The sequence below is a fragment of the Terriglobia bacterium genome (genome assembly GCA_020072845.1).
GTDB lineage: Bacteria > Acidobacteriota > Terriglobia > Terriglobales > Acidobacteriaceae > JAIQGF01.
In genome coordinates, this window is record JAIQGF010000004.1 from 297,701 (window position 1) to 317,507 (window position 19,807).

33 protein-coding genes are annotated in these 19,807 nt (G+C 61.7%); all 33 read right to left on the reverse strand.

Annotated elements, in window-relative coordinates; genetic code table 11:
- Positions 1 to 105: 105 nt before the first annotated feature.
- Positions 106 to 774, reverse strand: a complete 669-nt coding sequence (locus LAN70_04620; protein MBZ5510435.1) for a hypothetical protein — start codon at positions 772 to 774, stop codon at positions 106 to 108.
- 164 nt (positions 775 to 938) lie between these two features.
- Entirely contained in the window at positions 939 to 1,442 is a 504-nt protein-coding gene (rplQ, locus tag LAN70_04625) for a 50S ribosomal protein L17 (protein ID MBZ5510436.1), read from the reverse strand.
- An 81-nt stretch (positions 1,443 to 1,523) separates the two neighbouring features.
- Positions 1,524 to 2,552: a DNA-directed RNA polymerase subunit alpha gene (locus tag LAN70_04630; protein MBZ5510437.1), complete on the reverse strand. Its 1,029-nt coding sequence runs from the start codon at positions 2,550 to 2,552 to the stop codon at positions 1,524 to 1,526.
- 185 nt (positions 2,553 to 2,737) lie between these two features.
- A complete protein-coding gene (gene rpsD / locus LAN70_04635; GenBank protein ID MBZ5510438.1) occupies positions 2,738 to 3,367 on the reverse strand; it encodes a 30S ribosomal protein S4 in 630 nt (209 codons plus the stop codon).
- A gap of 154 nt (positions 3,368 to 3,521) precedes the next feature.
- The gene (rpsK, locus tag LAN70_04640) at positions 3,522 to 3,956 is read right to left on the reverse strand and encodes a 30S ribosomal protein S11 (protein ID MBZ5510439.1); all 435 of its coding nucleotides are present in this window, start codon (positions 3,954 to 3,956) and stop codon (positions 3,522 to 3,524) included.
- A 96-nt stretch (positions 3,957 to 4,052) separates the two neighbouring features.
- Complete coding sequence (rpsM, locus tag LAN70_04645) at positions 4,053 to 4,439, reverse strand: 30S ribosomal protein S13 (GenBank protein ID MBZ5510440.1); 387 nt, start codon at positions 4,437 to 4,439, stop codon at positions 4,053 to 4,055.
- Positions 4,440 to 4,511: 72 nt separating this feature from the next.
- The gene (gene rpmJ, locus LAN70_04650; protein MBZ5510441.1) at positions 4,512 to 4,625 is read right to left on the reverse strand and encodes a 50S ribosomal protein L36; all 114 of its coding nucleotides are present in this window, start codon (positions 4,623 to 4,625) and stop codon (positions 4,512 to 4,514) included.
- A 58-nt stretch (positions 4,626 to 4,683) separates the two neighbouring features.
- Positions 4,684 to 4,902 carry a translation initiation factor IF-1 gene (infA, locus tag LAN70_04655; protein MBZ5510442.1) on the reverse strand — a complete coding sequence of 73 codons (219 nt, stop codon included), beginning with the start codon at positions 4,900 to 4,902 and terminating at the stop codon, positions 4,684 to 4,686.
- A gap of 62 nt (positions 4,903 to 4,964) precedes the next feature.
- Positions 4,965 to 5,717 (reverse strand): type I methionyl aminopeptidase, encoded by a 753-nt coding sequence (map, locus tag LAN70_04660; protein ID MBZ5510443.1) that lies wholly within the window; start codon positions 5,715 to 5,717, stop codon positions 4,965 to 4,967.
- Positions 5,701 to 6,414 carry an adenylate kinase gene (locus tag LAN70_04665; protein MBZ5510444.1) on the reverse strand — a complete coding sequence of 238 codons (714 nt, stop codon included), beginning with the start codon at positions 6,412 to 6,414 and terminating at the stop codon, positions 5,701 to 5,703. Before LAN70_04665 ends, map begins: the two co-directional genes overlap by 17 nt.
- Positions 6,415 to 6,514: 100 nt before the next feature.
- A complete protein-coding gene (gene secY, locus LAN70_04670; GenBank protein ID MBZ5510445.1) occupies positions 6,515 to 7,918 on the reverse strand; it encodes a preprotein translocase subunit SecY in 1,404 nt (467 codons plus the stop codon).
- Positions 7,919 to 7,978: 60 nt separating this feature from the next.
- The gene (gene rplO, locus LAN70_04675; protein MBZ5510446.1) at positions 7,979 to 8,500 is read right to left on the reverse strand and encodes a 50S ribosomal protein L15; all 522 of its coding nucleotides are present in this window, start codon (positions 8,498 to 8,500) and stop codon (positions 7,979 to 7,981) included.
- A gap of 82 nt (positions 8,501 to 8,582) precedes the next feature.
- Entirely contained in the window at positions 8,583 to 8,795 is a 213-nt protein-coding gene (gene rpmD, locus LAN70_04680; protein MBZ5510447.1) for a 50S ribosomal protein L30, read from the reverse strand.
- Positions 8,795 to 9,310, reverse strand: a complete 516-nt coding sequence (gene rpsE / locus LAN70_04685; GenBank protein MBZ5510448.1) for a 30S ribosomal protein S5 — start codon at positions 9,308 to 9,310, stop codon at positions 8,795 to 8,797. The genes rpmD and rpsE overlap by 1 nt, the downstream gene beginning before the upstream one ends.
- Before the next feature lie 99 nt (positions 9,311 to 9,409).
- Positions 9,410 to 9,775 (reverse strand): 50S ribosomal protein L18, encoded by a 366-nt coding sequence (gene rplR / locus LAN70_04690; GenBank protein ID MBZ5510449.1) that lies wholly within the window; start codon positions 9,773 to 9,775, stop codon positions 9,410 to 9,412.
- Between the two features lie 111 nt (positions 9,776 to 9,886).
- Positions 9,887 to 10,426, reverse strand: coding sequence for a 50S ribosomal protein L6 (gene rplF / locus LAN70_04695; protein MBZ5510450.1), 540 nt, complete (start codon positions 10,424 to 10,426; stop codon positions 9,887 to 9,889).
- A 136-nt stretch (positions 10,427 to 10,562) separates the two neighbouring features.
- Entirely contained in the window at positions 10,563 to 10,961 is a 399-nt protein-coding gene (gene rpsH, locus LAN70_04700; protein ID MBZ5510451.1) for a 30S ribosomal protein S8, read from the reverse strand.
- A gap of 117 nt (positions 10,962 to 11,078) precedes the next feature.
- Positions 11,079 to 11,342: a type Z 30S ribosomal protein S14 gene (locus tag LAN70_04705; GenBank protein MBZ5510452.1), complete on the reverse strand. Its 264-nt coding sequence runs from the start codon at positions 11,340 to 11,342 to the stop codon at positions 11,079 to 11,081.
- Between the two features lie 60 nt (positions 11,343 to 11,402).
- Complete coding sequence (gene rplE, locus LAN70_04710) at positions 11,403 to 12,083, reverse strand: 50S ribosomal protein L5 (GenBank protein ID MBZ5510453.1); 681 nt, start codon at positions 12,081 to 12,083, stop codon at positions 11,403 to 11,405.
- 167 nt (positions 12,084 to 12,250) lie between these two features.
- Entirely contained in the window at positions 12,251 to 12,577 is a 327-nt protein-coding gene (gene rplX, locus LAN70_04715) for a 50S ribosomal protein L24 (GenBank protein ID MBZ5510454.1), read from the reverse strand.
- Between the two features lie 140 nt (positions 12,578 to 12,717).
- Positions 12,718 to 13,089, reverse strand: coding sequence for a 50S ribosomal protein L14 (gene rplN, locus LAN70_04720; protein ID MBZ5510455.1), 372 nt, complete (start codon positions 13,087 to 13,089; stop codon positions 12,718 to 12,720).
- A gap of 17 nt (positions 13,090 to 13,106) precedes the next feature.
- Positions 13,107 to 13,436, reverse strand: coding sequence for a 30S ribosomal protein S17 (rpsQ, locus tag LAN70_04725; protein MBZ5510456.1), 330 nt, complete (start codon positions 13,434 to 13,436; stop codon positions 13,107 to 13,109).
- Positions 13,436 to 13,642, reverse strand: a complete 207-nt coding sequence (rpmC, locus tag LAN70_04730; protein ID MBZ5510457.1) for a 50S ribosomal protein L29 — start codon at positions 13,640 to 13,642, stop codon at positions 13,436 to 13,438. Before rpmC ends, rpsQ begins: the two co-directional genes overlap by 1 nt.
- A 90-nt stretch (positions 13,643 to 13,732) precedes the next feature.
- Complete coding sequence (gene rplP, locus LAN70_04735) at positions 13,733 to 14,155, reverse strand: 50S ribosomal protein L16 (GenBank protein ID MBZ5510458.1); 423 nt, start codon at positions 14,153 to 14,155, stop codon at positions 13,733 to 13,735.
- Between the two features lie 146 nt (positions 14,156 to 14,301).
- Positions 14,302 to 14,964, reverse strand: a complete 663-nt coding sequence (gene rpsC, locus LAN70_04740; protein ID MBZ5510459.1) for a 30S ribosomal protein S3 — start codon at positions 14,962 to 14,964, stop codon at positions 14,302 to 14,304.
- A gap of 51 nt (positions 14,965 to 15,015) precedes the next feature.
- Positions 15,016 to 15,495: a 50S ribosomal protein L22 gene (rplV, locus tag LAN70_04745; protein MBZ5510460.1), complete on the reverse strand. Its 480-nt coding sequence runs from the start codon at positions 15,493 to 15,495 to the stop codon at positions 15,016 to 15,018.
- Between the two features lie 10 nt (positions 15,496 to 15,505).
- On the reverse strand, positions 15,506 to 15,859 hold the full coding sequence (gene rpsS / locus LAN70_04750; protein ID MBZ5510461.1) for a 30S ribosomal protein S19: 354 nt from the start codon (positions 15,857 to 15,859) through the stop codon (positions 15,506 to 15,508).
- Between the two features lie 93 nt (positions 15,860 to 15,952).
- On the reverse strand, positions 15,953 to 16,777 hold the full coding sequence (rplB, locus tag LAN70_04755) for a 50S ribosomal protein L2 (protein MBZ5510462.1): 825 nt from the start codon (positions 16,775 to 16,777) through the stop codon (positions 15,953 to 15,955).
- Positions 16,778 to 16,906: 129 nt separating this feature from the next.
- On the reverse strand, positions 16,907 to 17,200 hold the full coding sequence (locus LAN70_04760; protein ID MBZ5510463.1) for a 50S ribosomal protein L23: 294 nt from the start codon (positions 17,198 to 17,200) through the stop codon (positions 16,907 to 16,909).
- Positions 17,200 to 17,859 carry a 50S ribosomal protein L4 gene (gene rplD, locus LAN70_04765; protein ID MBZ5510464.1) on the reverse strand — a complete coding sequence of 220 codons (660 nt, stop codon included), beginning with the start codon at positions 17,857 to 17,859 and terminating at the stop codon, positions 17,200 to 17,202. The genes LAN70_04760 and rplD overlap by 1 nt, the downstream gene beginning before the upstream one ends.
- 54 nt (positions 17,860 to 17,913) lie before the next feature.
- Complete coding sequence (gene rplC, locus LAN70_04770) at positions 17,914 to 18,645, reverse strand: 50S ribosomal protein L3 (protein MBZ5510465.1); 732 nt, start codon at positions 18,643 to 18,645, stop codon at positions 17,914 to 17,916.
- A gap of 117 nt (positions 18,646 to 18,762) precedes the next feature.
- Positions 18,763 to 19,089, reverse strand: coding sequence for a 30S ribosomal protein S10 (rpsJ, locus tag LAN70_04775; GenBank protein MBZ5510466.1), 327 nt, complete (start codon positions 19,087 to 19,089; stop codon positions 18,763 to 18,765).
- Between the two features lie 269 nt (positions 19,090 to 19,358).
- Positions 19,359 to 19,807 (reverse strand): elongation factor Tu (gene tuf, locus LAN70_04780; GenBank protein MBZ5510467.1); only part of this gene is annotated, 449 nt, incomplete at its 5' end.

Sequence of the window (19,807 nt, forward strand, 5' to 3'; positions counted from 1 at the left end):
CTGCCTAATTGCTAATCGCTTTCGCAGTTTCGCCGCGATCCGTGGAAGAAGAATAGAGCGCGTCCGAAAGCGAACGCGCTCCATTGTCGGTCAAAGTCAGCGCAGCTAGAAGCCGCTCGGCGGCGTGGGCGGCGGCGGGCCGGGCTTGCCGCCAGGGCCGCGGTGCTGCCGCATCTCCTGCCACTGCTGTTGCTGTTCCGGCGTGAGCAGCGAGTTCATCTGGGACATGGCGCCCTGGTGAATGTCGCGCATCTTGGCCTGCTTCTGTTCCGGCGTCAGCGTGGTGTCGTTGCGCACCGCCTGCGCCTGCTGCCGCGAGGACTTCAGGATGGGCTGGATCTTGGCGCGCTGGTCGTCGGTCAGATTGAGCTGCGCCAGGGGTCCCCTTCCGCGGCCCATACCGGCATACTGGCTACGCAGTTGCTTCATCTGCTGCTGCTGTTCCGGCGTGAGGGCACCGAGGATCTGCTGATGGGTGGAGGCGCGGAGTTGCCGGAACTTGTCGCGCTTCTGCTCCGGCGTGAGCGAGGTGTCCTGCTTGATGGACAGCGCCTGCTGGCGCCCGGCCTGCGTGAAACCCTGAATCTGCGTCTTCTGCTGGTCGGTGAGGTTGAGTTGCTGCGCCATGCGCTCGAAGCCGCCGTTGTGCCGGGGCATCATCTTGTGGGGAGCAGCAGCGGCGTCATCGCTCGGCGCAGGCGCGGTTTGCGCAGCCATCGCGGCGGCGAGAAGGAGGGACAGCAGGGCGATAGAAATTCGGGTGAATGCCCGCATGATTTCGGTCTCCTTGGAATCGGGACTTAATGATAGGAACCGATCAGGCGGGGAAAAGTTGTGGGGAAAGCGAAAGGGGCGAGTTCGGAATGGGAAATGTAGTCGGTAGTCCGGTAGTCGGCAGTCCGGAACCGCACTACGGGCTACGGACTACCGACTACGACTTACTCTTTTTCGCCCTTGGATTCGCCTTCGGCCGGAGCTTCGGCGGGAGTAGCCTGGGCTTCGGCTTCTTCCATCGCCTTCTTGGTTTCTTCGCGGCGCTTGGCGCGGGCTTCGGCGCGCTTGTGCTGCTTGGCGGCGATGGCTTTCTCGCTGCCGATCAGCTCGACAAACGCTTTCTCGGCGCCGTCGCCCTTTTGCCATCCGGTGCGGATGATGCGCAGGTAGCCGCCGTTGCGGTCGCCCATGCGCGGCGCGACGGTGTCGAACAGCTTGTCGACGGCGGCGCGCGTCATCAGGTAGGAGGCGGCGAGTCGGCGGGCGGCAACGTCGCCGCGCTTGCCGAGGGTGATCATCTTCTCGACGTGCGGGCGCATGGCCTTGGCCTTGGGTTCGGTGGTTTCAATGCGCTCTTCCAGAATGAGCGAGGTGACCAGGTTGCGCAGCAAGGCGCGACGGTGGCTGGTGTTTCTTCCCAGCTTCTTGCCAGCTTTTAAATGACGCATGATTCCGATCCTTAAAAGGTTTCAGTTTCAGTTTCAGTTTCGGCAAAACCCAACCGAAACTGAAACTGAAACTCGAAACTGCTATTGCTGATGCTCGAAGGCGCCGATGCCGGCGGACTGCTGCGGCAGATTGACGGCTACGGCGTTGCCGTGCTCGTCGATCTTCATGCCGAGGCTGAGCCCCATCGAGGCCAGGATTTCCTTGATCTCGTTGAGCGACTTGCGGCCGAAATTCTTGGTCTTCAGCATTTCGGCCTCGCTCTTCTGCACCAGTTCGCCGATGGACTGGATATTGGCGTTCTTCAGGCAGTTGTAACTGCGAACGCTAAGCTCCAGCTCCTCGACGGAGCGGTTGAGGTTCTCGTTGCGAATTTCCGGCTTGCGCTCGTCGGTGGCGGCGGTGGTCTCCATCTCCTCTTCGAAGTTGATGAAGATGTTCATGTGGTCCTTCACCAGCTTGGCGGCCAATCCAATCGAGTCGGCCGGGCTGACGGAGCCGTTGGTCCAGACCTCGAGCGTGAGCTTGTCGTAGTCGGTGATCTGGCCCAGGCGGGCAGCTTCCACCGTGTAGTTGCACTTGCGCACCGGCGAGTGCACCGAGTCGATGGGAATGAAGCCGATGCCCAGGTCCTCTTCGAAGTTCTTGTCGGCGGAGATGTAGCCGCGGCCGCGCTTGAGGCGCATTTCCATATCGAGCTTGCCGCCTTCGCTGACGGTGGCGATGTAGACGTCCTTGTCGAGGACTTCGACGTCGGCGTCGGCCTCGATCATGCCCGAGGTGACCACGCCCGGCTGGTCGGAGCGCAGGTAGATGGCCTTGGGGCCTTCGCCGTTCAGCTTGAATGGGACCTGCTTGAGGTTGAGGATGATGTCCGTGGCATCCTCCACCACGCCGGGAATGGACTGGAACTCGTGGAGCACGCCTTCGATCTTGACGGCGGTGACAGCCGCGCCCTCGATGGAGCTGAGAAGCACGCGGCGCAGTGCGTTGCCGATGGTGGTACCGAAGCCGCGCTCAAAGGGCTGCGCCCAGAAGCGACCGTACTTGTCGGTGAGCGTTTCGGTGTCAGCGGCCAGGCGCTTGGGTTTCTGGAAGCCTTTCCAAAGCATGTGCATTGTTCTCCTCCGGCCATGCGGCTCAATCGCGGCTTCCCTGCCGGCCCCGGCAGGATCAACGCCACGAAAGGCTGATCTGGCACGAATGGGGGCCAAAAAAGTCTATGTGTCTGTCGGTCTATCGGTCGGTCGGTCATTGAGAGACCGAAAGACCGATAGACCGAACGACCCAGTTACAGTTACTTCGAATACAGTTCAACGATCAACTGTTCGTTGACCGGCATATTGACGTCTTCGCGCTTGGGGATCGCAGTGACGCGTCCCTTCATGTTCTCGCGGTCCACCTCGAGCCAGTTCGGCGCCGGCTGATGGCTGCTGTACTCGATCGAGGAAGCGATGATGGGCAGCTTCTTGCTGGACTCGCGCACCGCAATCTCGTCGCCGGCCTTCACCTGGAACGAGGGAATATCGACCTTGCGGCCGTTGACCTGGATATGTCCGTGGCGCACCAACTGGCGCGACTGGCGGCGCGCGGTGGCGAAACCGAGGCGGTAGACGACGTTGTCGAGACGGCGCTCAAGCGCCTGCAAGAGCAATTCGCCGGTGACGCCCTTGGAACGCGTCGCTTTCTCGTAGTAGTTGCGGAACTGGCCTTCGTTGGTGAAGTAGATGCGCTTGGCTTTCTGCTTCTCGCGCAACTGCAGGCCGTATCCGACGATCTTCGCCTTGCGGTCCTTGCCGTGCTGGCCGGGGGCGAAGTTGCGGTTTTCGATGGGACATTTATCGCTGAAGCACTTTGCCCCTTTGAGGAAGAGCTTGGTGCCTTCGCGGCGGCAAAGGCGGCAGACTGCACCTGTATATCGAGCCAATGTTCTTCTCCTTTAGAGATCGGTTTACGGCATTGGCAGCCTTCTTCCCGATCAAAAATTTGTTTGAGTAATTTGTAATTGGTAATTTGAAACCGGCCTAGCGCGCGGCGGCGACTTTGGCCAAATTACAAATTACGAAATTACAAATTACAAATTAAACGCGGCGCCGTTTCGGCGGACGGCAGCCGTTATGCGGAATCGGGGTGACGTCCTTGATGTTGCGCACCTCGATGCCGGCGGCGGCCAGGGCGCGGATGGCCGACTCGCGGCCCGATCCCGGCCCGCTGACCCGCACCTCGACCGAGCGGAGGCCGTGCTCGCGTGCCAGGTTGGCGGCGGTGATGGCGGCCTGCTGCGCGGCGAAGGGCGTGCCCTTGCGCGATCCGCGGAATCCCAGCGACCCCGAACTCTTCCAGGAGAGCACGTTGCCCTCGCTGTCAGCGATGGTGACGATGGTGTTGTTGAACGACGCCTGAATGTGAGCGATCCCAAAGGGAACGTTCTTGCGCTCACGCTTCTTGAACTTCTTGGTCTTGCCTTTTTTCGCCGGCGCTCCGGCGGTGGTTTCTGCTGCTGCTGGTTTCGCCATTTCGGTTCTCGGTTTTCGGTTATCGGTTGTCGGTTCTCGGCACGTCGGTCCCGGCTCTCGAGTTGCAACAACCGAGAACCGCGAATCGATCACCGATTACGTCTTGGCCGCCGACTTCTTCTTGGCGGCCACGGTGCCCTTGCGCGGGCCCTTGCGGGTGCGCGCGTTGGTGTGGGTGCGCTGACCGCGAACCGGCAGGTTGCGGCGATGACGGAAGCCGCGGTACGAGCCGATTTCGATCAGGCGCTTGATGTGCATGGAGACGTCCTTGCGCAGGTCGCCTTCCACGTTGCCCTCGCCCTCGATGACCTGGCGGATGCGGTTGACCTCTTCTTCGTTGAGGTCCTGCACCTTCTTTTCGCCATCCACGTTGGCGGCCGCGACAATCTTGGCGGCGCGCGGGTGCCCGATGCCGTAGATGTAGGTCAGCGCGATGCGCGTGTGCTTGTTGCGCGGAAGATCCACGCCGGCAATTCTGGCCATAAAACCTCTTGTCGATGGTCGATGGTCGATGGCCGATGGCCCGGAAGCCAACGACCAACCGACGACGACGGATTATCCCTGGCGTTGTTTATGTTTCGTGTTTTCGCAGATCACCCGCACCACGCCCTTGCGGCGGATGACCTTGCACTTGTCGCAAATCTTCTTGACCGAAGCCCGTACCTTCATGACAGTTTCCAGTTTCCAGTTTCTAGTTTCCAGAGCCAGAGGCCATGGAACGCAAAACCTACTTGTATCGGTACACAATCCGCCCGCGGGTGAGGTCGTAAGGAGAAAGCTCCACCGCGACCCGATCGCCGGGCAAAATGCGAATGAAGTTCTTGCGCATCTTTCCGGAAACATGCGCCAGGACCTGGTGCTTGTTTTCCAGTTCGACCTTGAACATTGCATTGGGCAGGGGCTCGATGACCACCGCCATGACTTCAATCGCGTCTTCTTTACTCATTCAACTCCAAAACAGCTTTTAGCTCTTAGCTGTTAGCTTTTCTGGCCACTGGCCACTGACCACTATGACGTCAAAATTACCGGCCCGTTTTCGGTGACGGCGACGCAATGCTCGAAGTGGGCGCTGAAGCTGCCGTCTTCGGTCACTGCGGTCCACTTGTCGTCGAGCACGCGGGCGCCGGGCGTGCCGGCGTTCACCATCGGCTCGATGGCGATCACCATGCCTTCGCGCAAGCGGGCGCCGTGTCCGCGGGTACCGTAGTTCGGGACCTGCGGGTCTTCGTGCAGCCGCGTCCCGATGCCGTGCCCGACAAACTCACGCACCACGCTGAAACCGTTGGCTTCGACCAGTTCCTGCACCGCCGCGCCGACGTCGCCCACGGTGTTGCCGATTTGGGCGGCGGCGATGCCGCGGTACAGCGACGCTTCCGTGACTTCCAGAAGCTTCTGCACTTCGGGAGCGAGCTTCTCGCCCACCGGGACGGTGATGGCCGCGTCACCGTAATAGCCGTCGAGCACGACGCCGCAATCAATGGAGACGATGTCGCCTTCCTTGAGCAACCGCTTCGGCGACGGAATGCCGTGGACGATCTCCTGGTTGACCGACGTGCACAGCACGCAAGGGTAATCGTAATACCCCTTGAAGGCCGGCTTGGCGCCCAGTTCCTTGATCTTCTTCTCCGCCGCCCGCTCCAGGTCCATGGTGGCGACGCCGGGCTTCACCATGGCGCGGACCGTGTCGAGCACCTGGCGAACGATGCGGCCCGAGGCGCGCATCTTGTCCAGCTCGGACGGCGATTTACAAACGATGGCCATCAATCACTTTCAACGCCTCGGTGGTGACGGCGTTCATGTCCTGGTCACCATTGATCTCGACCAACTGCCCCTTGGCCTGGTAATAATCGGCGAGAGGCAGGGTTTGCCGCTCGTAGGCCTTGAGACGTTCGGAGATCACTTCCTCGCAATCGTCACGGCGTGTAACAAGCTTCGCGCCATCGACGTCGCAGAGGTCAGCAACGCGGGGAGGCTGGAAGTACACGTTGTAAATGCGCCCGCAGGTGGGACAAGAACGCCGGCCCGTTAGCCGGCGCAACAATTGATTATAGCTCACCTGGATGCTGATCACAATCGGGAGAAGCTTGCGATCCCCTTGATTTTCAAAGCGCTTATCGGCCAAATAGCCATCGAGCCACTGGGCCTGCGCAACCGTGCGCGGATAGCCGTCGAGAATAAACCCGCGAGCCGTGTCAGGGCGCGCCAGGCGCTCGGCGACCATGTTATTGACCAGGTCGTCCGGAACCAACCCGCCGCTATCCATGATGGCCTTGGCCGTCTTGCCGAGCTCGGTGCCGCGGTCGCGGTGGTCGCGGAGCAGGTCGCCGGTGGAGACCTGCGGGATGGCATAGCGCTCGACGATGGTTTTGGCCTGCGTTCCTTTGCCGGCGCCCGGGGCGCCCAGCAGGATGACCGGGCCGACGGTGGGGAGCGATTTGTTCACGGCAGCGCTTTCCATGTTTCACGTTTCGAGTTTCACGTTTCACGTTCTCCGGTTCCGCGTGTCAATAGGGACCATGACCACGTGAAACGCGAAACGTGAAACCTTGAAACTGGTGTTAGGCCCACGTCCTGCGGCCGCGGATACGCCCGCTGCGCGGGGTAAAGCCTTCGTAATGGCGCATGATCAACTGCGCTTCGACCTGCTGCACGGTGTCCATGGCGACGCCGACCACAATCAGCAGCGACGTGCCGCCGAAGTAAAAGGTGACGCCCAATCCGTTGGTGATCCAGGCCGGGAGCTTTTCAAAAAACGCGCCCATCGCTCCCGGCAGGTGGTTCAGGTGAATGCCGGCGATCATCCATTCCGGGATAAAGGAGATGATGATCAGGTAGAACGCGCCCACCAGCGTGATGCGGGTCAGGATCTCGTTGATCGAATCCGCCGTGCGCTTGCCGGGCCGAATGCCGGGAATGAACCCGCCGTACTTCCGCATGTTGTCGGCAACCTCGTTGGGGTTGAAGACGATGCTGACGTAGAAGTAGGCGAAGAAGATGATCCCGATAGCGTAGAGCAGCGTGTACAGCGGCTCGCCCCAGGAGAGCGCGCGCAGCAGCGGCCCGAAATAACGGTTGTCGCGCAGGAAAAAGCCGGCAGTCTGCGGCAGGGTCAAAAGCGACGAGGCGAAGATCACGGGCATGACGCCGCCGGAATTGACGCGCAGCGGCAGGTGGGTGGAGCCGCCGCCCATCACCTTGCGTCCGACCACGCGTTTGGCGTACTGCACCGGGATGCGGCGCTCGCTGCGCTCGGTGAAGACGATGAAGGCGACGACGGCGATCATCAGCACGATCAGGATGATCACGGCGGGCGCGGTGAAGGCGCCCCAGGCGTCGGTGCGAACCTTGTCAACCAGGTCGGCGATGCCGCGCGGCAAACCGACGACAATGCCGGCGAAGATCAGCAGCGACATGCCGTTGCCGATACCGCGTTCGGTGATCTGCTCGCCCAGCCACATGATGAAGACCGAACCGGTGGTGAGTGTGAGCACGGTCATCACAACGAATCCCCAACCCGGGTTAGTGACGAAGGCCACGCCACCGGAGGCGGTCTGGCGCTCCAGCGTGATGGCGATGCCGAACGACTGCATGGCGCTGAGGATCAGCGTCAGGTAGCGCGTCCACTCGGTGATCTTCTTGCGCCCCAGTTCGCCTTCCTTCTGCAATTTCGCCAGCGGCTCATATACCACGGTCAGCAATTGCAGGATGATGGAGGCGGTGATGTAGGGCATGATGCCCAGGGCGAAGATGGTCAGGCGGCGAAGCTGGCCGCCGCTGAACAGGTCCACGAAGCCGAGGAAGGTGCCGCGGTTCTGCTCGAAGAACTGCTGCAACAAGTCGGCGTTGATGCCCGGCGTCGGGATGTGCCCGCCGAGGCGGTACACCGCCAGCAACCCCAGCGTGAACAGGATGCGCTTGCGGAGGTCGGGAACGCGAAATACGTTGGATAGCTTTTCCAGCATAAGACCCTTGTCGTTGGTCGATGTCGAAGCGCTCGAGGGCGAGCGCGCTCCATCAACTCGCTAAGCTTGCTTCTTCTGCTTGCCGGCGCGCTTCTGGGCGCGGGCGGCTTGGAACCTGTTCTTCACCGGAGCAGGCTCCTTGATTTCGATGACGGTCGCGGTACCGCCGGCAGCCTTAATCTTCTCTTCCGCCGACTTGGAAAACTTGTGCGCGTGCACGGTAAGGGCGGATTTCAGATCGCCGTCGCCGAGAACCTTCACGCGTTTGTTCCTGCCCTTGACCAGGCCGCGGGTGCGGAGCAGGTCGGGCGTGACGTTGCTTTCGCCGAGGTCGGCGAGTTCGGAAAGATGCACGATCGAGTACTCTTCGCGGAAGATGTTAAAAAAACCGCGCTTGGGGAGGCGGCGGTGCAGGGGCATCTGGCCGCCTTCAAAGCCGCGCAGGATGCGGGCGCCGCTGCGCGAACGCTGTCCCTTGTGTCCGCGGGTGGAGGTCTTGCCCATGCCCGAACCCATGCCGCGGCCGACGCGCTTGCGGTTTTCGGAGGAGCGTTTGGGTGCTCGTAAATTCGATAAATTCATTTTTAGCTCTCAGCTCTCAGCTATCAGCCGGTCTATCGGTCTGTCGGTCGGCAAGGATCCATAGACCAAAAGACCGACAGACCTATCCGTTTACTACCTTCACCAAATGCGGCACTTTGGCGACCATACCGCGAATGGAGGGCGAATCTTCGCGCTCAATCACCTGGTTCAAGCGGGTGAAGCCGAGGCCGCGAACGACCTTCTTGTGCTTCGCCGGCGCGCAGATGGCCGAACGTACCCACTTGAGATGCAGGGTACCCTTGTTCGAGTTCGTCTTCGTTTTTGCCGGAGTCATCACAGCTCCTGTGCCGTCTTGCCGCGCATGGTGGCGACTTCCTGGCGATCGCGCAATTTCTTGAGCGCGTCAAAGGTGGCCTTGACCACGTTATGCGGGTTGGTGGTGCCGATGGACTTGGTCAGCACGTTTTGGATGCCGGCCGAGGTCATGACGGCGCGCACGGCGCCCCCGGCGATGACGCCGGTGCCTTCCGGGGCGGGCTTCAGCAGCACCATGCCGGAGCCGAAGCGTCCGAGAACGGTGTGCGGGATGGTGGTCTGGTTGATGTTGACCCGGACAAGATTTTTCTTGGCCGCCTCAATCCCCTTGCGGATCGCCTGCGGCACTTCCTTGGCCTTGCCGGCGCCGTAGCCGACCACCGCGGCCGAGGGATCACCGACCACCACCAGCGCGGCAAAGGACAGGTTCTTGCCGCCCTTCACAACCTTGGTGACGCGGTTGATGGCGACGACCTGGTCCTTGAGCTGGTAGTTGCCGGCGTCGAGTTTTCTCTTCACGGTAGCGATTGCCATTGGTATCTCGATTCGTCTAACTCGTCTTCGGTTATCGGTTGTCGGTGATCGGTCGGCGCCGGTTGAACCGACAACCGAAAACCGAGGACCGATAACCTTTCAAAACTGCAATCCGGCCGCGCGGGCGGCGTCGGCCAGGGCCTTGATGCGCCCGTGGTAGAGGTAGCCGCCGCGATCGAAGACGACCTTGGCGATTCCCTTCTCCTTGGCGCGCTCGGCGACCCGCTTGCCGACTTCCTTGGCGGAGGCGACGTTGCCGCCGGTGCGCTTGCTGGCCTTGGCGCCCTCGACTGTGCTCGCCGACACCAGTGTCTTGCCGTGCAGGTCGTCAATGACCTGGGCATAGATGTGGTTGAGCGAGCGGTACACGTTGAGGCGCGGGCGCTCCGGGGTGCCGACCATCCGCTTGCGGATGCGGTCGTGAACCTTGGAGCGGGACTGATTTTTCGAAGTCGTCGTCAGCATTGTTTCTTTCCATTTAGTGATTTAGCGATTTCGTGATTGAGTGATTTGCGGATCGCGTCGATATTCGCTGCTTCCGACAAAATCATTCAATCACCAATCACTCCATCGAATTTACTTCGCCCCCGTCTTTCCAACCTTCTTCTTCAGCCGCTCGCCGGCGTAGCGCACGCCCTTGTTCTTGTACGGGTCAGGCGGACGCAGGGCACGCATTTCGGCGGCGACCTGACCGACCTTCTGGCGGTCAATGCCGCTGACGCTCAGGCGCGTCTGCTTCGGGTCCACGGCGACCGCGATGCCGTCGGGCAGCGGGTACTCGATGGGGTGCGAGTATCCCAGCGTAAACACCACGACATTTTTGGTCTTCAACTCGGCGCGGTAACCGATGCCGACGATTTCCAGATCGCGGTTCCAACCCTTGGTGACGCCCTCGACGGCGTTGTTGATGAGCGCGCGGGTCAAGCCATGGAGCGCGGACTGGTGATCGGTTTCGCGCTGGGCGACCAGATGCCCGTCCTGCTGCGCCACCGTGATGCCCTGCGGGACGCGGGTTTCCAGCACGCCCTTCGGCCCCTGGACCTTGACCAGGTTGCCTTCGATGGAGACCTTCACCCCTTGCGGGATGGCAATCGGCTTTCTTCCAATTCGTGACATATTAGCTCTCGGCTCTCGGCTGTCGGCTCGCGGCTGGTTCGGCCGGCTTCCAGCGTCAAATCGTTATCAGTTATCGGTTCTCGGTTATCGGTTTCCGTAGTTGTCAGTTTCGAGTACCGATAACCGACAACCCTCTTCAGTAAATCTCGCACAAGATCTCGCCGCCCACGCCCTGCTTGCGCGCATCGCGGCCGGTCATGACTCCCCGCGGGGTGGTCAGGATGTTGATGCCCATACCCCCGAGCACGCGCGGAATCTCGTCGTGTCCGACGTAAACGCGGCAGCCGGGACTCGACACCCGTTGCAGGCGCGAAATCGCGGCTTCGTTGTTGTTGCCGTACTTCAGGTAAACGCGCAACACCTTGCGGCCTTCTTCCTCGGTGGCCTTGAAGTTCGAGATGAAGCCCTCTTCCTTGAGGATGCGGGCCAACTCAAGCTTCAGCTTGGAGGCAGGGACGTCCACCTTTTGCTGGCGGGCGCGAATGCCGTTGCGGATGCGGGTCAAGAAATCTGCGACCGGATCGGTCAAACTCATTGTGTTACTTCTCCTTTGCCCGTTCGCTCCCAATCGCTTGGGAGAACCAGCGGCAATGCGTTGCTGTCGATGGTCAATGGCCGATGGTCGATGGCGACCAGGGCCGCGACCGCTTCCCTACCAGGACGACTTGGAAACGCCGGGGATCTCGCCCCGCAGCGCCAGGCCACGAAAGCACAAGCGGCAAATGCCGAACTTGCGCAGGAATCCGCGGGGACGCCCGCAGATCTGGCAGCGGTTGTGCTGCCGGGAGGAATAAATTCGGCCCGTCCCCTTGCATGGGAGACAAGCTTTCCCCTCCAGTTCGCGTTTCCCTCGACAAACCGGGCATGCCTTTCCCGGCGTCCTCGCGTCCTTCACTCGTTTTGCGGTTGTAGCCATGTATCTCCTCGGCGCGTCGCGCCTCGGTCAAGGCTAAAGCCTTGACCTACCCGATTCTCTTCATGCGCGGAAGGGCATGCCGAAGCCCTTCAGCAGGGCGCGCGCCTGGTCGTCGGTGCGCGCCGTGGTCACGATGGTCACGTTCATTCCCCTCGACTTGTCCACCTTCTCGTAGGAAATCTCCGGGAAGATGAGCTGGTCGCGCAGGCCGAGCGTGTAATTGCCGCGGCCATCGAACGACTTGGTGGAGACGCCGCGGAAATCGCGCACGCGCGGCAGCGCCACGTTGATCAGCCGGTCGAGAAATTCGTACATGCGGTCGCCGCGCAGCGTGACCATGACGCCGATGGGCATGCCCTCGCGCACTTTGAAAGCGGCGATGGACTTCTTCGCCTTGGTGATGACCGGCTTCTGGCCGGCAATCTGCTGCAACTCGGCGGCAGCCGGGTCGATCACCTTGGCATTCTGCGTTGCTTCACCGACGCCCATGTTGACCACGACCTTGTTGATCCGCGGAACCGCCATGGGGTTCTTGAGTTCGAATTCCTTCATCAGCGCGGGCGCGATTTCCTTCTCGAAGCGGTCGCGAAGACGCGCCGTGGAACGGCTGCTCGCCTTGGGGCGCTGCGGCTTGCCGTCGCCCTTGGCCTCCAGGGCGGCCTCGGCCGGTTTGCCCTTGGCCTTGCCGTCGCCTTTCTTGCCCGGCTGCTGCTGCGGCTTTTTCTGTTTCTCGTCTGCCATGTCCTCTTCTACTTCCTCTCACGGTTTCGGAGTGGGTACCGGTTCGTGAGGTGTTCATTTCGTAATTTAGTAATTTAGTAATTTTGTAATTTACGGGTTCAGCGGCAGTTCCGCGTCCCCAGCAAACTACAAATTACGAAATTGCCAAATTACCCAATTACCAAATCTCACTTCTCCAGCGTCGTGCCGCACTTGTGGCAGACGCGAACTTTGCGGTCGCCACGCGCTTCGTGGCGGATGCGCACCGGACCGCAGGCGCCGCAGATCAGCATCACGTTGGAGATGGAAATCCGGCTCTCCTGCTCGGCGATGCCACCCTTGACGTTGCGCTGCGGGTTGGGGCGCACGTGCTTTTTCACCATCATGACGTGCTCGACCAGGACCTTGCCCTCTTCAGGGAAGACGCGGAGCACGCGGCCCTGCTTGCCCTGGTCGCGGCCGGTGATCACCTTCACGGTGTCGTTGCGGCGGATATCGCTGTGTACTCTTTGCATGACGTTTCCTGTTTCAGCCGTCCCTACGGGACTGGCTCATTCAATTCCGCTAACCACCCGGCACTAAAGCGCCGGGCTATTATCAATCACCCCTTCGGGGCTCACGCGCCTTGCGCCATGAGCCGTGAGCCTGGAGCCTGCTACAGCACTTCCGGAGCAAGCGAGACGATTTTCAAAAATTTCTTCTCGCGCAGCTCACGGGCGACGGGGCCGAAGACGCGCGTGCCGACCGGCTCGTGCGCGTCGTTGATCAGCACCGCGGCGTTCTGGTCGAAACGAATGTAGGTGCCGTCGCGGCGACGGTGTTCCTTGCGCGTGCGCACGATCACCGCCTTCACCACCGTGCCCTTTTTCGCCGTGCCGTCGGGCGAAGCTTCCTTGACGGCGGCGGTGATGACATCGCCGAGTCCGGCGCTGAGCCCGGTGGACCCGCCCAGGGGGAGGATCATCTGCAGCTTGCGCGCGCCGGAGTTGTCGGCGACTTCCAGCATGCTTCTCATCATGACTGCCATGTTCAATCTCCCATCAATCACTGCGCGGCGCCGGGAAGTCCTTCCTCGCCGGGCGTGACCGCCTCGGGTCCGACCAGCTTGGCGCGGCGGATGACATCTTTCAGGCGCCAGCGCTTCAGCTTCGACAGCGGGCGCGTTTCTTCCAGGCGGACAACATCGCCGACGTTGGCGGTGTTTTGCTCGTCGTGCGCATAGAAGCGGCGCGAGCGGGCGACGACGCGGCCGTAAAGATGGTGCGACTTCTTGCGCGTGACCTCGACGATGATGGTCTTCTGCATCTTGGTCGAGACCACGTCGCCGACCAGCGTCTTTTGGGCTGACTTTCTCTCGCTTGCGGTGTCCGGCATTATGGCTTCTCCGTCGCGGCCATCTGGCGCTGGCGCGCGATGGTCTTCACGCGCGCAATGTCCTTGCGCAGGCCGCGGATCTTCTTCAGGCTTTCCGTCTGGCCCATGTTGAGCTGGAACTTCAGGCGGAAGAGCTGATCGTTGAGCTCGCGCTCCTGCTGCTTGAGTTCGGCTTCGGTCAGGTTTCGAATCTTTTCTGCGTCCATATCAATTCTCGTTGTCGGTTATCGGTTGTCGGTTGTCGGTTCGTTCGGCTCACGTCTTACCGAGAACCGAAAACCGAGAACCGACGACCTTCAATGCGCTCCGGCGCCATCGCGCTGGACAAATCGCGTCTTCAACGGCAGTTTGTGCGAGGCCAGACGCATGGCTTCGCGCGCCTCGGTCGGGGTGACGCCTTCCATCTCGAACAAAATCTTGCCGGGACGGACGACGGCGACCCAGTGGTCGGGAGCGCCCTTGCCCTTGCCCATACGGGTTTCGGCCGGCTTTTTGGTGACCGGCTTGTCGGGAAAGAGGCGCAACCAGATTTTTCCGCCACGCTTGACGAAGCGCGTCATGGCAATACGGCTGGCTTCGATCTGGCGGTCGGTGATGTGGCCGCACTCCATGACCTTCAGGCCGTAAGTGCCGAAGGACAGCTCGCTGCCGCGCCAGGCCTTGCCCGCCATGCGGCCGCGTTGCTGCTTGCGGTACTTCACTTTCTTTGGCATCAACATAAATCAACTCTCAGCTATCAGCTCTCAGCTTGCAGCTTGTTTCCTCACGCTGTCCGCTTCGCGCTGACCCAAAATTCTGTTCGTCACCAACTTGTCCGCCCTCGCGACATCAGCTGACCGCTGATAGCTGAGAGCTGACAGCTTTCCTAAAACGCGCCCGCGCCCTGCGGCTCGCGCTTCTTGGCGGGCAGGATTTCGCCCTTGTAAACCCAGCACTTCACGCCGATCACGCCGTAGGTGGTGCGCGCCTCGGCAAAGCCGTAATCAATGTCGGCGCGCAGCGTGTGCAGCGGCAGGCGTCCCTGCAGGTACCACTCGGAACGCGCGATTTCGTTGCCGTTGAGGCGCCCGCTGACGCGCACCTTGATGCCCTTGCAGCCGAAGCGCAGGGCGGAATCCACCGACTTGCGCATGGCGCGGCGGAAGCCGACGCGCTTTTCCAGTTGCAGCGCGATCGATTCGGAAACCAGTTGCGCATCCAGCTCGGGCTTGTGCACTTCCTGGATGTCGATGTAGACATCGCGGTTGGTGCGCTTCTGCAGTTCGCCCTTGAGCTTGTCGATCTCCGCGCCCTTGCGGCCGATAATGATGCCCGGCCGGGCGGTGCGGATGATGATGCGCAGCTTGTTGCCGGGGCGCTCGATCTCGATGGAGCTGACGCCCGCCGACTTGAGCTTGTCCTTCAGCTCATTCTTCAGCTTGACGTCTTCCAGCAAGAACTTGGCGTAGTCGCGGGTCATGAACCAGCGCGACTTCCACGGCTTGGTGTAGCCGATGCGGAATCCGTATGGATGGACTTTTTGTCCCATAGTTCCTCTTTGCTAGCTGTCAGCTATCGGCTGTCAGCTTTCAGCGAAAACCTATCTCTTTTTCCCCTTACCCGCGAACTTCTTCGCGGGAGGCTTCTTCTTGGCAAGCGGCCGGCGCGCCGGTTTGCGGGCCGGAGCGGCGGCGTGGGTTGCTTCCGCCGCCTCCGCCGAGGCGCCGTTGCGGTTCTTCTCCGCCAGCGTGATCTCGATATGGGTCATGCGCCGCTGGTAGCGGTAGGCGCGTCCCATGGGAGCGGGGCGGATGCGCTTCATGCGCGGGCCTTCGTTGGCGATGGCGCGCAGCACGAAGAGGTTGTCCACATCCACGTCCACGCCCTTCTCCGTGCTCAGGTAGTTGGCGTTCTCGACGGCCGAGCGCAGCACCTTCTGGACGTCGGGCGCGATGCCCTTCTTGGTGAAGGTGAGGGTGTTCATCGCGTCCTCGACCCGCCGTCCCTTGATCAGGTCGAGGACCAGGCGCGCCTTCTGCGGCGAAACGCGCACGTATTTTGCCGAGCTTCTGAATTCCATGTTCGTCTCTCTACGCCTTCGGCGCCGGCGCTGCCGGCGCTGCCGGAACGATGGCTCCCGGGCCTCCAACCACGCCGGCAGGTCTGGCGGCAACTTCGGTGGCGGCCTTCATCGAGTGTCCCTTGAACTGGCGGGTGAAGCTGAACTCGCCCAGCTTGTGCCCGACCATGTTCTCGGTGATGTACACCGGGATGAATTTCTTGCCGTTGTGCACCGCGATGGTGTGACCCACCATCTCGGGGATGATGGTCGAGCGCCGCGACCAGGTGCGCAGCACCTTCTTCTCGTTGCGCTGGTTCATTCCCTCGATGCGCTGCGCGAGGTAACCGTCAATGAACGGACCCTTTTTTTGTGAACGCATAATCTCTCGTTTCCTTTGACCGATCCTTCGACTCGGCTCGTTGCGCGAGCCTCGCTCAGGATGACCGCGCGCGGCTCCGACGCCGCGCCAACGCGGTCATTTGCCTTTGCGGTTGACGATGAACTGGTCAGTCCGCTTGTTATTGCGCGTTTTGTAGCCGCGGGTGGGCTGGCCCCACGGAGTCACGGGGTGACGTCCGCCGGAAGTCTTGCCTTCGCCGCCGCCGTGCGGGTGGTCCACCGGGTTCATGGCGACCCCGCGGTTGTGCGGGCGCTTGCCGAACCAGCGGGTGCGGCCCGCCTTGCCGATCGAAATGTTCTCGTGGTCGAGGTTGCCGACCTGGCCGATGGTGGCCATGCAATCCACCGCGACCTTGCGCGTCTCGCCCGAGGGCAGCTTGAGCAGCGCGTAGTCGCCTTCCTTGGCGACCAGTTGCGCGGCGGCGCCGGCCGAGCGCGCCATCTGCGCGCCTTTGCCGGGACGCAACTCGATGTTGTGCACCGTGGTGCCGGGCGGAATATTACGCAGCGGCAGCGCGTTGCCCACTAGGATGTCGGCTTCGGGGCCGCTGAGAATCTTGGCGCCCAGCTTGAGGCCGTCGGGCTGCAGGATGTAGCGCTTCTCGCCGTCGGCGTAGCTCAGCAGCGCGATGCGCGCCGAGCGGTTGGGGTCGTACTCGATGGAAGTCACCACCGCCGGAATGCCCGCCTTCTCGCGCTTGAAATCGATGATGCGGTACTTGCGCTTGTGCCCGCCGCCCCGGAACCGGCTGGTGATGTCGCCCTGGTTGCGCCGCCCGCCGGTGCGTTGCTTGGACTCGGTCAGCGCCTTGTGCGGCCGGTTGGTCGTGAGCTCGTCATTGACCAGCGTCGTCTGGAAGCGCAGCGTCGAGGTTACCGGTCTGTATGTTTTGATCGCCATAATCAGCTCTCAGCTTTCAGCTATCAGCTTTCAGCTTGTTACTGCTCCGGGACAATGTTCTTCCAGCCCCGGGGGTACCGTCTCGCCGTCAACCCGCCATCACTCGCTGATAGCTGACAGCTGACAGCTCTATAAGTTTTGCGCGTACTCGGGCATCTTTTCGCCCGCCTTCAAGCGCACGTAAGCCTTCTTCCAATCGGGGCGGAAGCCGGTGAACTTGCCGCGACGGCGTTCCTTGCCCACGAAATTGGCGGTGCGCACCGAATCCACCTTCACCTTGAAAATGGACTGCACCGCTTCCTTGATCTCGGTCTTTGTCGCCTTGGAAGCGACCTGGAAAACCAGCGTGGCTTCGGTCTCTTTCACGCCCAGGCCCTTCTCGGTGATGATCGGCTTGCGGATGATCTGGTAGGCCGATTTCATTATGCGACCTCCTCATGCCGGCGCTTGCTCACCGACTTCTTGAGCGAGTCCTGTAGCTTCTCCAGCGCGGGGCGGGAGAAGATGGCGCGGTCATAGCGCAGCAGGTGGTAGGGATGAACTTCGTTACCCCGCACCAGCTCCACACCGTGCAGGTTGCGCGAGCTGAGTTCCAGGTTGCGGTTCTCGCGCGCGCCGTCCACCACCAGCGCCGTGCTCTCCACCTTCAGCGCATCGAGCGTCTTGCGGAAGGCGTTGGCCTTGACCTCGGCGAGTTCGAAGTTCTCCACCACGGTCAGCTTGCCGTCGGCAAACTTGGATGCCAGCGCCGAGCGCAACGCGCCCAGCAGCTTCTTGCGCGGGAAAGCGTAGTCATAGGAGCGCGGCTGCGGGCCGTGCACCGTGCCGCCGTGCCGCCACAGGGGCGAGCGGATGGAGCCTACGCGGGCGCGTCCGGTGCCCTTCTGCCGCCACAGCTTTTTGCCCGATCCGGAGACCAGCTTGCGGTTCTTGGTGGCATGCGTGCCGGCGCGCTGGGCTGCGCGGTAGTGCCGCACCGCCTCCCAGATGAGGTCTTCGTTGACTGCTCCGAAGACTTCGTCGGCCAGCTCAAAGCTGCCGGTCTTTTCGCCGCTCAAATTGAGTACGTCTATCGTAGCCATTTTTCGCTCTCAACTATCAGCTCTCAGCCATCAGCCTGTGCGGCTGAAGCTGCGTTAACTCTTCTTCTTCGTGGCGCGCTTGGAAGCCTTCAACGGATCAACCGTGCCGCTGCCGGCGAATCCGCGGCGCTCGCGCGGCGGCCGTTTCGACTTGCTGATGACGACGTACGCGCCGTTGGGTCCGGGCACGGCGCCCTCGACGACGAGCAGGTTTTCGTCCTTGTCAATTCCGAGTATGCGCAAATTGCGCGTGGTGACGCGCGCGTTGCCCATGTGACCGGCCATGCGCATCCCGGCAAACACGCGCGACGGGAAAGCGGAGGAGCCGATCGAACCGTTGATGGTGAACATGGAACCGTGCGAACTGGGGCCGGCCCGGAAATGGTGGCGCTTGACGACGCCGGCGAACCCGCGTCCCTTGCTGGTGCCGGTCACGTCCACGAAGCGCTCGCCGTCGAAGATGTCCACCAGCACGCGGTCCCCGACCTTGGTCTGGTCGCCGTCGCCGGTGGCGCCATCCACCGCAATGTCGATTTCCTTCATGAACTTCACCGGCGGCAGATTGTTCTTGCCGAAGTGGCCGCGCATGGGCTTGTTCAGCCGCGTTTCCTTGACGAATTCCACCAGCCCGATCTGCGCCGCTTCGTAGCCGTCCTTGTTGCCGGTCTTGCGCTGCGTGACGACGCAGGGTCCGGCTTGCAGGACGGTCGCCGGGCGCACGTCGCCGTTGCTGTCGAACAACTGCGTCATGCCGACTTTCTTACCGAGAATTCCGTTGATTGCCATTTTTCCTATCCCTCATCATGCCCGCGCGGTTTGCGCCGTCGGCACTGTAGGGCTCTCAGCTATCAGCTCTCAGCTTTCAGCCGGATTGGCTGATAGCTGATGGCTGACGGCTGATAGCTACTTATGTTCCTTCCCAAACGCCTTGATCTCCACGTCCACGCCGGCAGGGAGGTCGAGCTTCATGAGCGCGTCCACCGTCTGCTGCGTTGGCTCGAGGATGTCGAGCAGGCGCTTGTGGGTGCGGATCTCAAACTGCTCGCGCGACTTCTTGTCCACGTGCGGGGAACGCAGCACGCAGTACTTGTTCTTGACCGTGGGCAGAGGAATCGGGCCCGCGATTTGTGCGCCGGTGCGGCGCGCGGTTTCCACGATCTCGCCCGTGCTCTGGTCGAGCACGCGATAGTCGTAAGCCTTCAGCCGGATCCGAATTCGTTCTTTTCCAATCATGGTGTCATCTCAAAGAGCGTGCGGCTGGATGCATGCCGTCCGTGTTGTGTCGTCCCTACGGGACTCCGGTTCTTATGAACTTCAGCCGTCCCTACGGGACTGGCTCCAATTTCCGCTGCCCAACCCGGCACTGAAGTGCCGGGCTACTTTCATCCGCCGCTTCGCGGCTGGTGTGGGCCTCACATAGAGCATCTGCCTTCTACGCAGAGGGTCTTAGGTTCGGCCCCCTTAGTCGTTCAGATCACCCGATCGCCGGATCACCCGATCTAGGAAATAATCTCCGTCAGCGTGCCCGCGCCGACCGTGCGGCCGCCTTCGCGAATCGCAAACCGCAGCCCCTTTTCCATCGCCACCGGCGTGATCAGCTCGATTTCCAGGTTCACGTTGTCCCCCGGCATCACCATCTCCGTGCCCGCCGGCAAGTGCGCCACCCCGGTCACGTCGGTGGTGCGCAGGTAAAACTGCGGACGATACCCGTTGAAGAACGGCGTGTGCCGCCCGCCTTCTTCCTTGCTCAGCACGTACACTTCGCCCTTGAACTTGGTGTGCGGCGTGATCGAGCCCGGCTTCGCCAGCACCATGCCGCGCTCCACGTCTTCCTTCGGCGTGCCGCGCAGCAGCAGGCCGGCGTTGTCCCCCGCCATGCCTTCGTCCAACTGCTTCTTGAACATCTCCACGCCCGTGGCCACCGTCTTGCGCGTCTCGCGGAACCCCA